General features: G+C 75.1%; 13 protein-coding genes. 3 read left to right on the forward strand and 10 right to left on the reverse strand.

What is annotated here, in order from left to right:
* Positions 1–112 precede the first annotated feature (112 nt).
* The 4 genes from hpt to dacB are packed head-to-tail and all read right to left on the reverse strand — an operon-like array spanning position 113 to position 4,229.
* On the reverse strand, positions 113–676 hold the full coding sequence (gene hpt, locus HOP40_RS08150) for a hypoxanthine phosphoribosyltransferase (protein WP_172156246.1): 564 nt from the start codon (positions 674–676) through the stop codon (positions 113–115).
* Between the two features lie 29 nt (positions 677–705).
* Complete coding sequence (gene tilS, locus HOP40_RS08155; protein WP_172156256.1) at positions 706–1,665, reverse strand: tRNA lysidine(34) synthetase TilS; 960 nt, start codon at positions 1,663–1,665, stop codon at positions 706–708.
* Positions 1,666–1,722: 57 nt separating this feature from the next.
* On the reverse strand, positions 1,723–2,790 hold the full coding sequence (locus tag HOP40_RS08160) for a zinc-dependent metalloprotease (RefSeq protein ID WP_172156258.1): 1,068 nt from the start codon (positions 2,788–2,790) through the stop codon (positions 1,723–1,725).
* Positions 2,791–2,810: 20 nt separating this feature from the next.
* The gene (gene dacB / locus HOP40_RS08165; RefSeq protein WP_172156260.1) at positions 2,811–4,229 is read right to left on the reverse strand and encodes a D-alanyl-D-alanine carboxypeptidase/D-alanyl-D-alanine endopeptidase; all 1,419 of its coding nucleotides are present in this window, start codon (positions 4,227–4,229) and stop codon (positions 2,811–2,813) included.
* Between the two features lie 137 nt (positions 4,230–4,366).
* Here dacB and HOP40_RS08170 point away from each other — a divergent pair, with 137 nt between their 5' ends.
* Entirely contained in the window at positions 4,367–4,885 is a 519-nt protein-coding gene (locus HOP40_RS08170; protein ID WP_172156262.1) for an inorganic diphosphatase, read from the forward strand.
* Between the two features lie 55 nt (positions 4,886–4,940).
* Here the strand turns inward: HOP40_RS08170 and HOP40_RS08175 are convergent, their stop codons facing one another.
* From HOP40_RS08175 to HOP40_RS08195, 5 genes are all read right to left on the reverse strand, one after another.
* Complete coding sequence (locus tag HOP40_RS08175) at positions 4,941–7,139, reverse strand: MDR family MFS transporter (protein ID WP_172156264.1); 2,199 nt, start codon at positions 7,137–7,139, stop codon at positions 4,941–4,943.
* Positions 7,140–7,147: 8 nt separating this feature from the next.
* Entirely contained in the window at positions 7,148–7,639 is a 492-nt protein-coding gene (locus HOP40_RS08180; RefSeq protein ID WP_172156266.1) for a MarR family winged helix-turn-helix transcriptional regulator, read from the reverse strand.
* A gap of 96 nt (positions 7,640–7,735) precedes the next feature.
* The gene (locus HOP40_RS08185) at positions 7,736–7,987 is read right to left on the reverse strand and encodes a hypothetical protein (RefSeq protein ID WP_172156268.1); all 252 of its coding nucleotides are present in this window, start codon (positions 7,985–7,987) and stop codon (positions 7,736–7,738) included.
* Between the two features lie 85 nt (positions 7,988–8,072).
* On the reverse strand, positions 8,073–9,284 hold the full coding sequence (locus HOP40_RS08190) for an acetyl-CoA C-acetyltransferase (RefSeq protein WP_172156269.1): 1,212 nt from the start codon (positions 9,282–9,284) through the stop codon (positions 8,073–8,075).
* Positions 9,284–9,736: a MaoC family dehydratase gene (locus HOP40_RS08195; RefSeq protein WP_172156270.1), complete on the reverse strand. Its 453-nt coding sequence runs from the start codon at positions 9,734–9,736 to the stop codon at positions 9,284–9,286. The genes HOP40_RS08190 and HOP40_RS08195 overlap by 1 nt, the downstream gene beginning before the upstream one ends.
* 102 nt (positions 9,737–9,838) lie before the next feature.
* On the opposite strand from HOP40_RS08195, the gene HOP40_RS08200 reads away from it, so the two are divergent.
* Positions 9,839–10,753 carry an ATP-binding protein gene (locus tag HOP40_RS08200; RefSeq protein ID WP_172156271.1) on the forward strand — a complete coding sequence of 305 codons (915 nt, stop codon included), beginning with the start codon at positions 9,839–9,841 and terminating at the stop codon, positions 10,751–10,753.
* A gap of 35 nt (positions 10,754–10,788) precedes the next feature.
* Here the strand turns inward: HOP40_RS08200 and HOP40_RS08205 are convergent, their stop codons facing one another.
* Positions 10,789–11,796, reverse strand: a complete 1,008-nt coding sequence (locus tag HOP40_RS08205; RefSeq protein WP_172156272.1) for an NADP-dependent oxidoreductase — start codon at positions 11,794–11,796, stop codon at positions 10,789–10,791.
* 57 nt (positions 11,797–11,853) lie between these two features.
* Here HOP40_RS08205 and HOP40_RS08210 point away from each other — a divergent pair, with 57 nt between their 5' ends.
* On the forward strand, positions 11,854–12,630 hold the full coding sequence (locus tag HOP40_RS08210; RefSeq protein WP_172156273.1) for a transglutaminase family protein: 777 nt from the start codon (positions 11,854–11,856) through the stop codon (positions 12,628–12,630).
* The last annotated feature ends 27 nt before the right edge of the window (positions 12,631–12,657 follow it).

Genomic DNA, 12,657 nt, shown 5'->3' on the forward strand with positions numbered 1-12,657 from the left:
CGGGTCGAGCCGGTGCCGCCCACCCCGCGCTCCGGGCGCTCCCCCACCGCGCACTCCTGGCGTCCCGCGCACGTGCGTGGCCGGCCGGCGGGTGCGCGAGCCCGACGGTGCGTCAGGCGTACACCGACGGGTCGAGGGTGCCGATGTAGGGCAGGTCGCGGTAGCGCTCGGCGTAGTCGAGGCCGTAGCCCACGACGAACTCGTTGGGGATGTCGAAGCCGACGTACTTCACCGGCACCTCGACCTTCACGGCGTCGGGCTTGCGCAGCAGCGTGCACACCTCCAGCGACGCCGGCCCGCGCGACTCGAGGTTCTTGAGCAGCCACGACAGCGTGAGGCCGGAGTCGATGATGTCCTCGACGATGAGCACGTGGCGGTTCGCGATGTCGCGGTCGAGGTCCTTGAGGATCCGCACGACCCCCGACGACGACGTGGACGAGCCGTACGAGCTCACGGCCATGAACTCCAGCTGCACCGGCAGCGGCAGGGCGCGGGCGAGGTCGGTCATGAACATCACGGCGCCCTTGAGGACGCCGACGAGCAGCAGGTCGGAGTCGCGTCCCAGGCCGGAGCAGCACTCCGCGTAGTCGCGCCCGACCTCCTGCGCCAGCTCCGCGGTCTTCTCGCGGATGGCCTGCTCGGTGACCAGCGTGGATGCGATGTCACCGTCGTACACGGCGGAGGACCTCCTGCGGTTGGCGATCGTCAGCGCGCCCACTGCGCCGGGCGCAGCACGAGCCTGCCACGCGCGCGGACCAGCTCCAACCCTCCCGGCAGCGCGGGACCCGATCGGTCCGGGCCGCGGGCGGCGAGCGCGTCGGCGCCGTGCAGGTGCTCCGCCGTGAGACCGGTGACGCCCGCGCCCAGCAGCCACGCGCGCAGCACCCGGCGGCGCACGGCGGGCGGGGCGGCGGCGACGGGGTCGAGCGCGAGGTCGTCGCCGGTGGCGGCCCGGGCGAGCAGGGCGTCCGCGACGGCCGTCAGCGCCTCGTCGTCCTCCCGCAGCTGCGCGGCCGTGCGGGCGAGCGCCTGCGCCACCCCGCCCGCGAGGACGTCCTCCAGGAGCGGCAGCACCTCGTGGCGCAGGCGCACGCGGGTGAAGCGGGGGTCGGCGTTGTGCGGGTCGTCCCAGACGGGGAGGCCCTGCGCCGCGCAGGCCGCCCGGGTCGTCGTGCGCCGGACGTCGAGCAGCGGGCGCAGCCACGGGTCGTCCCACGCGCGCATGCCGGCCATCGACCGCGCTCCCGACCCGCGGCCCAGCCCGAGCAGCACGGTCTCGGCCTGGTCGTCGAGGGTGTGGCCGAGCAGCACGGGCGCGTCCGGGTGCGGCCGGGCCGCACGCAGCGCGGCGTAGCGGGCGGTGCGGGCGGCGGCCTCGGTGCCGCCGGGTCCGCGGACCTCGACGCGGTGCACCTGCGCCCGCGCCCCCATCGCCGTCAGCCGGGCGGCGACCGCGGCGGCGACGCCGGCCGACCCGTCCTGCAGCCCGTGGTCGACGACGGCGGCGTGCACCTCGTCGTGGACGCCCAGCGCGGCGGCGACGAGGGCGAGGGAGTCGGCGCCACCGGAGCACGCGACGAGCACGGGCACCCCGCGGTGCGGGAGCAGCGCCCGCCGGACCGCGCCGCGGACCTCGGTGACGGCGTCACGGGCGGGCGGGGGCACGGCTCACGGTCCCACGGGCGCGCACGCTCCTCCGAGCGCGCGCGGCCCCACGGGGGGTCAGGGGCGCACGCGGGCCAGCCACGCGCCCGGGTCCTCCAGCTCCGACCGCAGCGGCAGCGTCTCCGGGCTCGTCCAGACCCGGTTGAAGCCGTCCATCCCCGCCGCCAGCACCACGTGCCGGGTGAAGGCGGCGCCCACGGCGTACTGCTTGACCTTCGCGTCGACGCCCAGCAGCGCGCGCAGCACCCGGTCGACCAGGCCGCCCCCGCGGCGGCGGGCGGTGAACCGGCGGCGGATGGTGGCGACGCTGGGCACCACCTCGGGCCCCGCGGCGTCCATGACGTGGTCGGCGTGGCCCTCCAGCAGCGTGGTGAGGGCGAGCAGGCGGTCGAGCACCATGCGCTGCTCGGGACCCTGCAGCAGTTCGACGAGGGCGAGGGCGTCGCCGCGCGAGTCGCGCAGCGCGCGCACGGCGTCGGGCAGGCGATCGGCCAGGCCGCCGACGCTGTCGCCGGGCGAGATCGACAGCAGCCGGCCCACCTCCCCGGCGAAGTGGTCGCGCAGCCACGGCACGGCGGTGAACTGCAGCCGGTGCGTGGCCTCGTGCAGGCAGACCCACATCCCGAAGTCGGCGGACGGCACGTCGAGCGCCTGCTGCGCCGCGTGCACGTTGGGGGCGACGAGCAGCAGCCTGCCGCCGTCGTCCGGGCCGCCGAACGGGTCGTACTGGCCCAGCACGCGCCCGCCGAGGTAGGCGAGGACCCCACCGATCTGCAGGCCCGCCGTGCGCGCGGTGACGGCGCGGGCGAACCGGGGGGTGGCGGGCAGCCGGGCGCCGTCGGTCAGCGACCGCATGCCCTCGACGGCCGCGAGCGCCCACGCGGGACGGTCGACGACGTCGGCGGGCAGCAGCGGCAGACCCGCGCCCAGCCCGGTGACGTCGCGGACGTGCCCCTCGGCGACGGCCGCGTCGGACCGCAGCCGCGCGACGAGCTCGGTGGCCTCGGCGATCGTCGCCTGGGGTCCGGGGGACGCCAGCCTCGCCGCGGTGCGGGCGGCGAGCCGCCAGTCGACGGGCAGCCCCTGCTCGGTGGCCGCGCCGTTGTCCTCGATCGTCTGTCCCACCCGATCCACGCTACGCACCGTCAGGTGCAGCCGCAGCCACTCAGCTCGGCGGCCAGCGCGTCGAGGCGTGGCCGCACGGTCGCGGGCGACGCCCCGTTCGACATGAACGCGAAGACGAGCAGCCGCCCGTCGGCGTCGGTGACCAGGCCCGCGAGGCTGCTGACGTTCGTCAGCGTGCCGGTCTTGGCCCGCACCAGCCCGCGCCCCGGCGACGACGGGGCCCCGGCGCCGAACCGGTCGTCGAGCGTGCCGTCGCCGCCCGCCACCGGGAGGCCGGTGACGAGCGGGCGCAGGAAGTCGGTGTCGCGGTCGCCCTCGGCCGGGGTGGCCGCCGCGGTGAGCAGCGTGCCGAGCACGCGGGCGGGCACCTCGTCGTCGGTGGAGAGCCCGCTGCCGTCGACGAGGACGGCGCCCGACGGGTCGAACCCGGCCTGGGTGAGCGCGGCGAGGGTCTGCTCGGCGGCGCCGGCGAACGTCGGCTGCCCGCCCCGCGCGATCGCGACCTCGCGGGCCAGCGCCTCGGCGAGCACGTTGTCCGAGGTGCGCATGACGTGCTCGACGAGCTCGCTGAACGGCGCCGACGTGACCGAGCCGAGCCGCTGGGCGTCGGGGGCGGCGGTGCCCTCCTCGACGTCGTCGGCGCCGAGCAGCCGGGCCAGCGCCCGTCCGGCCTCCGCGGCGGGCTCGGTGGTGCGGGGGCCGTCCTGCAGCGTCGGGTCGGCGCGGCCGCCGTCGAGCATGAGCGGCACGATCGGGGCGACGAACCCGGCGCCGACGTCGGCCGGGTCCCAGCCGGGGGCCGAGGTGGGGCCGTCGTAGCGGCTGGTGTCGACGACGACCGTGTCGATCGGTCCGGGCATCGCCTGCTGCACCTCCGCGGCGAGCTCGGCCAGCCGCGCGGCGCCGGGGTAGGTGCCGTCCTCGCCCTCGGGGAGCGCGGTGAGCGTCGGGTCGCCGCCGCCGACCAGCACGACGCTGCCCGGCTCCGCCCCGGCGACGACGCGCGTGACGAAGCCGTCGGTGGGGTTGAGCGTCAGCAGCGCGGCGGCGGCCGTGAGGATCTTCGCGGTGGAGCCGGGCACCAGCGCGCGGTCGGCGTCGGAGGCCCACAGGACCTCGCCGGTGACGGGGTCGAGGACGGTGCCGGTGAAGCGGCCCGGCATCTCCTCGACGGCCGGGCCGAGCGCCGCCTCCAGCCCGGCGGTGGTCGGCGGCGGTGCGGTGGCGGCCAGCGGGCCCAGCGCGGGCACCGGCTCCGTGGGCTCGAGGGCGGCCGGCGCGCCGGTCAGCCCGAGGTCGGAGACGAGAGTCGGGGCCGTCAGCGAGACGGCGCTGCCCACTCCGCCGGCCAGCACGAGCACGGTGAGCACCGCGACCGCCCGTCGCACTCCGCGACCGGGTACGCGCAGCGTGTCACCGATCCGGCCCCCGAAACCCACGCCAACCTCCTCGTCGGCCCCACCCGGTGGGTGGGTGCGCAACAGCACTGTCGGCCGGTCACGTCCACGGGGAGGCGGTCCCCCACACTAGAGGGGTCCGACGTACAGCCGTTCCCGAACCTCAGGAGAGTACCCCAGTGGACTTCGACGTCACCATCGAGATCCCCAAGGGCGGGCGCAACAAGTACGAGGTGGACCACAAGACCGGGCGGATCCGCCTGGACCGCACGCTGTTCACCGCCACCCAGTACCCCGCCGACTACGGCTTCATCGACGACAGCCTGGGCGAGGACGGCGACCCCCTCGACGCGCTGGTGCTCGTCCGCGAGCCCACGTTCCCGGGCTGCATCATCCTGTGCCGCGCGATCGGCATGTTCCGGATGAAGGACGAGATGGGCGGCGACGACAAGGTGCTGTGCGTGCCGTCGGTCGACCCCCGCCAGGAGCACCTGCGCGACATCCACCACCTCGCCGAGTTCGACCGCGCCGAGATCCAGCACTTCTTCGAGATCTACAAGGAGCTCGAGCCCGGCAAGAGCGTCGAGGGCGCCACGTGGGTGGGCCGCGCCGACGCCGAGCGCGAGGTCCGGGCGTCGTGGAAGCGCGCCCAGGACGCCGCGGCGGCCGAGGCCGAGGGCGAGCCCACCGGCCACTGAGCCTGCGAACGACGGACGGCCCCCTCCGCGGAGGGGGCCGTCCGTCGTCTGCGGGCTACTCGGCCGCGTGCGCCCCGTGCCGCGGGGCCAGCGGGCCCTCCTCCTCGGACAGGCCGAGCAGGTCCTGGACCTGGCGCGGGCTCAGGCCCTGCGCGACGAGCTCCTCGGACGCCCCGTCGAGCTCGGCGGTGCGCACCTCCAGCTCGCGGCGCGCGTGCCGCACGGCGTCGCGCGCCCGCTCGGCCGTGGCCACGACGGTGAGCGCGCGGGTCGGGTCGGGCAGCAGCATCGCGAGGAGCCGGTCACGGGCGTCGGTGCCGGCCGGGGCGGGCTCGGCCGGCGGAGCGACCTGCTCGGTGCGCGGCTCGGCGAGCACGCCCACCGCGGCCGAGCCGCTGCCGCTGCCGTTGGCACTGCCGTTGCCGCTGCCGTTGCCGTTGCCGTGCACGGACCCGTTGCCGTTCACCGGGTGGGCACCCGCGGTGATCGCCGCGCCGTGCACCGGGCGCGGCGCCGTCGCGGGGCCCTCGGGGCCCTCGGGGACGTCGTCGGCCGGGGCCGGGACCGCGTCCGGTCCGCCCTCCGCGGCCGCCGCCGCGGCAGCGGCGACCTCGTCGTTGCGGGCGTCGACGCCCGACCGGGTGCGCAGCGGCACCTCCTTCATCATGATCACCGCGAACAGCCCGAGGACCAGCACCGCGGCGGCGCCGAGGAAGACGACGCTCATCGAGCCCGCGAAGCCGTCGAGGATCGGGCGGGCCAGCACCGGGTCGGCCGTGGCGAGGAACGACGAGTCGTCGAGCGACAGCCCGCCGCCGCCCTGCAGGCCCTGGAGGATCGGCGCGTTGGCGGGGTTGGCCAGCACGGCCGGGTCGGTGAGCGCGGCCTGGAAGGCCGGGGTGCCGGCGGCGGCGCGGAAGTTGTCGGCGACCCGCCCGCCCAGGACGCTGAACAGCACGGAGATGAACACCGCGGTGCCCAGCGTGCCGCCCATCTGCCGGAAGAACGTGGCCGACGCGGTGGCGACGCCCATGTCGCGCGGTGCCGCGTCGTTCTGCACGGCCAGCGTCAGCGGCTGCATGTTGCCGCCCAGGCCCCAGCCGATCACGACCATGATCAGCGCGACCTGCCAGTACGGGGTGTCGACGCCGATGAACGACAGCGCGCCGATGCCGAGGATCATCAGCGAGAGGCCGATGATCGGCCAGATCTTGTAGCGGCCGGTGCGGGAGATCATCTGCCCGGAGAAGACCGACATGCTCATGATACCGAGCACCAGCGGCAGCGTCTGCAGGCCGGCCTCGGTGGGCGTCGACCCCTTGACGATCTGCAGGTACAGCGGCAGCAGCGCGAGCGCGCCGAACATCCCGATGCCCGCGATGAAGCCGGCGACCGAGCCCCAGGCGAACACGCCGCTGCGGAACATCCGCAGGGGCAGCAGCGCGTCGTCGCCGATGCGCCGCTCCAGCAGGACGAACGCGACGATGCCGAGCACGCCGACGGCGTAGCAGGCGATCGAGCGCCCGGAGTCCCACCCCCAGATCCGGCCCTGCTCCGCGACGATCAGCAGCGGCACCAGGCCGACGACGAGCGCGAGCGCGCCGGGCCAGTCGATGCGGTGCGAGCGCTTGGTGTGCGGGACGTTCAGGACCTTGGTGACGACGGCCAGCGCGAGGATGCCGAGCGGGACGTTGATGAGGAAGACCCAGCGCCACCCGGTGATGCCGAGGATCTCGGCCTGGCCGGCGAAGAAGCCGCCCGCGACCGGGCCGAGCACGCTCGACGTGCCGAAGACGGCGACGAAGTAGCCCTGGTACTTGGCGCGCTCACGGGGCGCGACGATGTCGCCGATGATCGTCAGGGCCAGCGAGAACAGGCCGCCGGCGCCGAGTCCCTGGATCGCCCGGAACGCGGCGAGCTGGTACATCGACGTGGCGAACGTGCACGCGATCGAGCCGAGGACGAAGATCCCGATGGCGATGAGGAACAGCGGCTTGCGGCCGAAGATGTCGGACAGCTTGCCGTAGAGCGGCGTGGTGATCGTGGCGGTGATCAGGTAGGCGGTGGTCGCCCACGCCTGCAGGCTCAGCCCGTCGAGGTCGTCGGCGATCGTCCGGATCGACGTCGCGACGATGGTCTGGTCGAGCGCGGCCAGGAACATGCCGATCATCAGCCCGGCGAAGATCGTGAGGATCTGCTTGTGGCTGAGTGACCCGGCTGCGGTCGGCGCGGGTGCCGCGGTGGGCGCGGACATGGTTCTCCTCACGACCGGCCGGCCGCGGCGGCCGGTCCGGTGCTGATCCTGTGCTGGTTCTCGAAGTCGGTGGTGAAGCGGACGAGCAGGTCGGCGAACCGCGCGCGGTCGGCCGGGTCCCACTCGCCCATGAGCCCGGCGATGCGCTCGTTGCGGTTGCGGCGGTTCTCCTCGAAGACCCGCCTGCCCTCGTCGGTGGCAGCGAGCAGCGTGGCGCGGCCGTCCTCGGGGTCGGCCGTGCGCTCGACGAGCCCGAGCCGCACGAGCTGGGCGACCTGCCGGCTGATCGTGGACGGGTCGGAGTACACCGACTCCGCCAGCGTGCCCGCCCGCTGCGGCCCGTCCTTCACGAGGTGGACGAGCAGGATGTAGGTGGCGCGCTCGACCGCGTCGGGGTGGTCGGCCTGGTACTGGGCCTGCTTGCGCTCCAGCAGCCGGACGAGCCGGACGAGCTGGGTGCCGACGAGGTCGGCTGTGGTGATCTCCGCGTCGGAGTGCACGGGTCTTTACCTCGGGTTTGCATGCGGCATACAACAAGTTGTCGACCGCAAGCATGTACCCGCCGTCCGCGGGTCCGCAACCTGGTTGCGTGTGATCTACCCCGTCGTGAGCAGGGCGCGTCCGGCGTCGGTCGCGGTGGCGGGCTGCACCGGCACGCTGGTGTCGGGCGCCGCGACGAGACCGAGGTCGACGAGCCTGCGGGCGACGGAGGAGTCGGCGCACGCCAGCCCGTCGACGAGGAGCACGGGTTCGCACCCGCCGCGGAACTGGCAGCGCCCGGCGTCCACCGCGCGCAGCAGCGCCCGTTCTCGTCCGCTCACCGTGACCGCCACCGGCATGTCCGCCATCTCCCGACTCCTCCGGACGACTTCCGACCACCAGGGGTCGCTCTGCTACTGGAGTAGTCGCCCTGGGCCGTCCGGGTGTTTCAGGTCACGCCCGCTCGAACACCGCCGCGAGTCCCTGGCCGCCGCCGATGCACATCGTCTCCAGCCCGTAGCGGGCCTCCCGCCGGTCCATCTCGCGGGTGAGCGTGGCCAGGATGCGGCCGCCCGTGGCCCCGACGGGGTGGCCGAGCGAGATGCCCGAGCCGTGCACGTTGACGCGGTCCATGTCGGCGTCGGTGAGCTTCCACTCGCGCGTGCAGGCGAGCACCTGCGCGGCGAACGCCTCGTTCAGCTCGATGAGGTCCATGTCGGCCAGGCGCAGCGACGCGGCGTCCAGCGCCTTCGCGACGGCGGGCACCGGACCGATCCCCATCGTCGCGGGCGCCACGCCGCCCACGCCCCACGACACGAGCCGTGCGAGCGGGCGCAGGCCGAGCTCCTCGGCGCGCGCGGGGTGGGTGACGACGCAGATCGACGCCCCGTCGTTCTGGCCGCTCGCGTTGCCCGCGGTGACGGTGGCGTCGGGGTCGTCGCGGCCCAGGATCGGGCGCAGCCCCGCGAGCTTCTCCACCGAGGAGTCGGCGCGGATGTGCTCGTCGGCCTCGACGACGGTGTCGCCCTTCCGCCCCTTCACCGTGACGGGCACGATCTCGTCGGCGAACAGTCCGGAGTCGCGCGCGGCGGCCGCCCGGTGGTGGCTGCGGACGGCGAACTCGTCCTGCTCGGCGCGCGGGATCGCGTACTCGCGGCGCAGGTTCTCCGCGGTCTCCAGCATCCCGCCGGGGACCGGGAAGTTCACCCCGCCCGCGGTGACCCGCCCGCGCGCGAGCGAGTCGTGCAGCAGGACGCCGGGGCCGGCCTTCGCGCCCCAGCGCATCGACGTCGAGTAGAAGGACGCGTTCGACATCGACTCGGCCCCGCCGGCCAGCACGACGTCGGACGCGCCCGCCTGCACCTGCATCGCCGCGTAGAGCACGGCCTGCAGACCGGACCCGCAGCGGCGGTCGATCTGCAGCCCCGTGACGCTCACCGGCAGCCCGGCGTCGAGCGCGGCGACCCGGCCGATCGCGGGCGCGTCCATCGTGGGGTAGCAGTGCCCGAGGAGCACGTCGTCGACGGCGTCCGGGGGCAGACCGGTGCGGTCGAGCAGGCCGCGGATGACCGTGGCGGCCAGCTCGTGCGCCGGGACGTCGCGCAGGGACCCGCCGAAACCCCCGACGGGGGTCCGCAGCGGCTCGCAGATCACCGCCTCGCGCATCAGACGTACCGGCGGGTCAGCCACTCGGCGACGAGCGCCGGACGCTCCGCGCCCTCGATCTCGACGGTGATCTTCGTGATCACCTGCACGCCGCCGGTGACGTCGGTGACCTCGTCGAGGTCGACCACCGCGCGCACCTTGCTGCCCACCGGCACCGGGGAGGTGAACCGCACCTTGTTGAGGCCGTAGTTCACGCCCATCTTCGTGCCGTGCACCTCGAAGACCGAGGAGACGAGCGAGGGCAGCAGCGACAGGGTGAGGAAGCCGTGCGCGATCGTCGTGCCGAACGGACCCTCCTTCGCCCGCTCCGGGTCGACGTGGATCCACTGGTGGTCGTCGGTGGCGTCGGCGAACGTGTCGATCTGGTTCTGCTCGATCGTCACCCAGTCGCCCGTGCCCAGCTGCGTTCCCACCGCGGCCCGCAGGTCGTCCACTCCGTCGAAGACGCGCATCGATGCTCCCGAAGATCGGTGACTCGTGTCGGGACCACCCTGCCACGCTCCGCGCTGCTGCGGGCGGTGGTGGCGGTTACTGTCCGCGAGGCGGAAGGGCGGGTGACGACGGTGGACGGCACGGCGGGGATCGTCGACCACCTGGCCGTCCCCTACGCCCGGCCCGAGCAGCTCGCCGACCGCCTCGAGCCGGTGCTCGACACGGCGCTCGCGGCGGGCGACCCGGTGCTCGCGGTGCTGGACGGGCCCGAGCGCGACGCCCTCCGCACCCGCCTGGGGACCGCGGCCCGGCGCGTCGAGTTCGCCGCCCCGGCCGACGTCCACGCGGTCCCGGCGTTCACCGTCGCGGTGCGGTGGGCGCGGCTCGCGCGCGGGCTCGCCTCGGGGCGGGTGCTCGTCGTCGGGCAGCACCTCGACCTCCCCGGCAGCCCCGACGCGCACTGGCCGCGGCTCGACATGGCCGTCGACGTCGCCATCGCGGGCCTGCCGATCACCGTGCTGTGCCCGTGCGGGGAGTCCGACCCCACGCTGGACACGACGCACCCCCTGGTGCTCACCGCCACCGGCCGCCGCACCGGCGCCGGCTACCGGGCCCCGCTCGAGGCCGTGGTCGGGTACCCGCCGCCGCCCCCGCCCGACCTCGGGCCCAGCGCGGTCGACCTGCCCTTCGGGCTCGACGACCTGTCCGCCGTGCGCCGCCGCACCGCGGAGGCGGGGGCCGCGGCCGGGCTCGCGCCCGACCGGGTCGCCGACTTCGTCCTCGCCGTCAACGAGCTCGCCACCAACAGCGTCGAGCACGGCGCGGGCGCGGGCCGGCTTCGGGTGTGGACCGCCCCCGGCCTGCTCACGGTCGAGGTCGCCGACCACGGCCGGATGGACGTGCCCTTCCCCGGCCTGGTGCCCCCGTCGCCGACCGGGCAGCGCGGCCGCGGCCTGTGGCTCGCCTCCGAGCTCAGCGACGTCCTCGAGGTGTGGAGCGACCCGACGGGCACCGTGATCCGGGCCCGGGCCTGGTAGCGCCCGGTCGGGTCTGCGCCCGGTCGGGTCTGCGCTCAGTCCGCGATCTGCAGGATGAGCTTGCCCGTGTTCTCGCCGCGGAACAGCCTGAGCAGCGTCTCCGGGAAGTCGGCGACGCCCCCGCGCACGACGTCCTCGCGGCTGCGCAGCTTCCCCTCGCGCAGCCAGCCGCCCAGCTCGGCGGCGGCGTCGGCGTAGCGGTCGGCGTAGTCGAAGACCACGAAGCCCTCCATGCGCGCGCGGTTGACCAGCAGCGACATGTAGTTCGCCGGCCCCTGCGGGCGCTCCGTGGCGTTGTAGGTGCTGATCGCCCCGCAGATCACGACGCGGGCGCCGCGGGCCAGCCGGGCGAGGGCGGCGTCGAGGATGTCGCCGCCGACGTTGTCGAAGTAGACGTCGACGCCGTCGGGCGCGTGCGTGCGCAGCGCCCGGCCGACGTCCTCGCTGCGGTAGTCGATCGCCGCGTCGAAGCCCAGCTCGTCGACGATCCACGCGCACTTCTCCGCGCCGCCCGCGATGCCGACGACCCGGCAGCCCTTGATCTTCGCGAGCTGGCCGACGACGCTGCCCACCGCGCCCGCGGCGCCGGAGACGACGACGGTGTCGCCCTCGCGCAGCGCGCCGACGTCGAACAGCCCGAAGTAGGCGGTCATGCCGGTCATGCCCAGTACCGCGAGGTAGGTGGCCAGCGGGACGACCGTCGGGTCGACGACCAGCACGCCCGAGCCGTCGGACTCCGCGTGCTCCTGCACGCCGAACATGCCCGTGACGTGCGCTCCCTCCGGGAAGTCGGGGTGCGCCGACGCCACGACCCGCCCCGCACCGAGCGCCCGCATGACCTCGCCGATGCCCACCGGCGGCACGTAGGAGCGGCCCGCGTTCATCCAGCCGCGCATGGCCGGGTCGAGCGAGAGGTGGGTGACCCGGACGACGAACCGGCCGTCGGCGGGCGTCGGCACGGGCTCGGTCGTGTGCTCCCACACCTCGGGCGTCGGGAGGCCGTTGGGACGGGCGGCGAGGCGGACCTGGTGGTTGTCGGTCATGCCGCCCTGTCTACCCGGCCGCTCGACTCGCGGCGGTCCGGGGCGCACGATGGGCCCGTGGATCCCGTGCAGCGCTTCGGACGGGTCGTCGCGGTGCCCGATCCGCCGCTGGACCGGGCCGCGCTGGCGCTGGCCGCGGGCGCCGATCCCGGCCTCGACGCCGACCGCTGGCTCCGCGAGCTCGACCGCCTCGCCGTCGGCGTCACCTCCGTCGACTCCCTGCGCCAGCGGCTGTTCGTCGACGAGGGCTTCGGCGGCAACTCCGGCGACTACACCGACCCGCGCAACTCGCTGCTGCACCACGTCCTGGCGCGGCGGCTCGGCATCCCGATCACGCTCGCCGTCGTCACGATGGAGGTGGGGCGGCGCGCCGGCGTGCCGATGGAGGGCGTCGGGATGCCCGGGCACTTCCTCGTCCGGCCCACCGGCACGAGCCGCTACCTCGACGTGTTCGCCGGCGGCGCGGAGATCAGCGGGGCGCGGTGCGAGGAGCTGTTCCGCGGGGCCACCGGCGCGGGGCCGGACGTCCCGTTCGGGCCGCACCTGCTCACCGCCACGCCGACCCGCGCGATCCTCGTGCGGATGCTGGAGAACCTGCGAGCGGTCTACGGGGCCCGGCGCCGCGCCGCCGACCTGGAGTGGGTGCTGCGGATGCGCCTGCTGCTGCCCGGCGTCCGCCTCCTCGACGTGCTGGAGCTGGGAGAGGCCCTCGGCGACCAGGGCCGCTGGCTGGAGGGCGCGAAGCTGCTCGAGGACCGCGTCCCGTCGGCCTCGGCCGCCCACGCCGAGCGGCTGCGGACGGCGGCGAAGAGCCTGAAGGCGCACCTGAACTAGCCGCGCCCGGGGTCAGGTCGTGCGGGA

It is taken from the genome of Pseudonocardia broussonetiae, from assembly GCF_013155125.1.
GTDB classification, from domain to species: Bacteria; Actinomycetota; Actinomycetes; order Mycobacteriales; family Pseudonocardiaceae; genus Pseudonocardia; species Pseudonocardia broussonetiae.

Excerpts from the sequence above, each read along its gene's own strand:
- HOP40_RS08175 (WP_172156264.1), bottom strand. The coding sequence starts at position 7,139 with ATGTCCGCGCCCACCGCGGCACCCGCGCCGACCGCAGCCGGGTCACTC.
- HOP40_RS08185 (WP_172156268.1), bottom strand. The coding sequence starts at position 7,987 with ATGGCGGACATGCCGGTGGCGGTCACGGTGAGCGGACGAGAACGGGCG.
- HOP40_RS08190 (WP_172156269.1), bottom strand. The coding sequence starts at position 9,284 with ATGCGCGAGGCGGTGATCTGCGAGCCGCTGCGGACCCCCGTCGGGGGT.
- HOP40_RS08195 (WP_172156270.1), bottom strand. The coding sequence starts at position 9,736 with ATGCGCGTCTTCGACGGAGTGGACGACCTGCGGGCCGCGGTGGGAACG.
- HOP40_RS08205 (WP_172156272.1), bottom strand. The coding sequence starts at position 11,796 with ATGACCGACAACCACCAGGTCCGCCTCGCCGCCCGTCCCAACGGCCTC.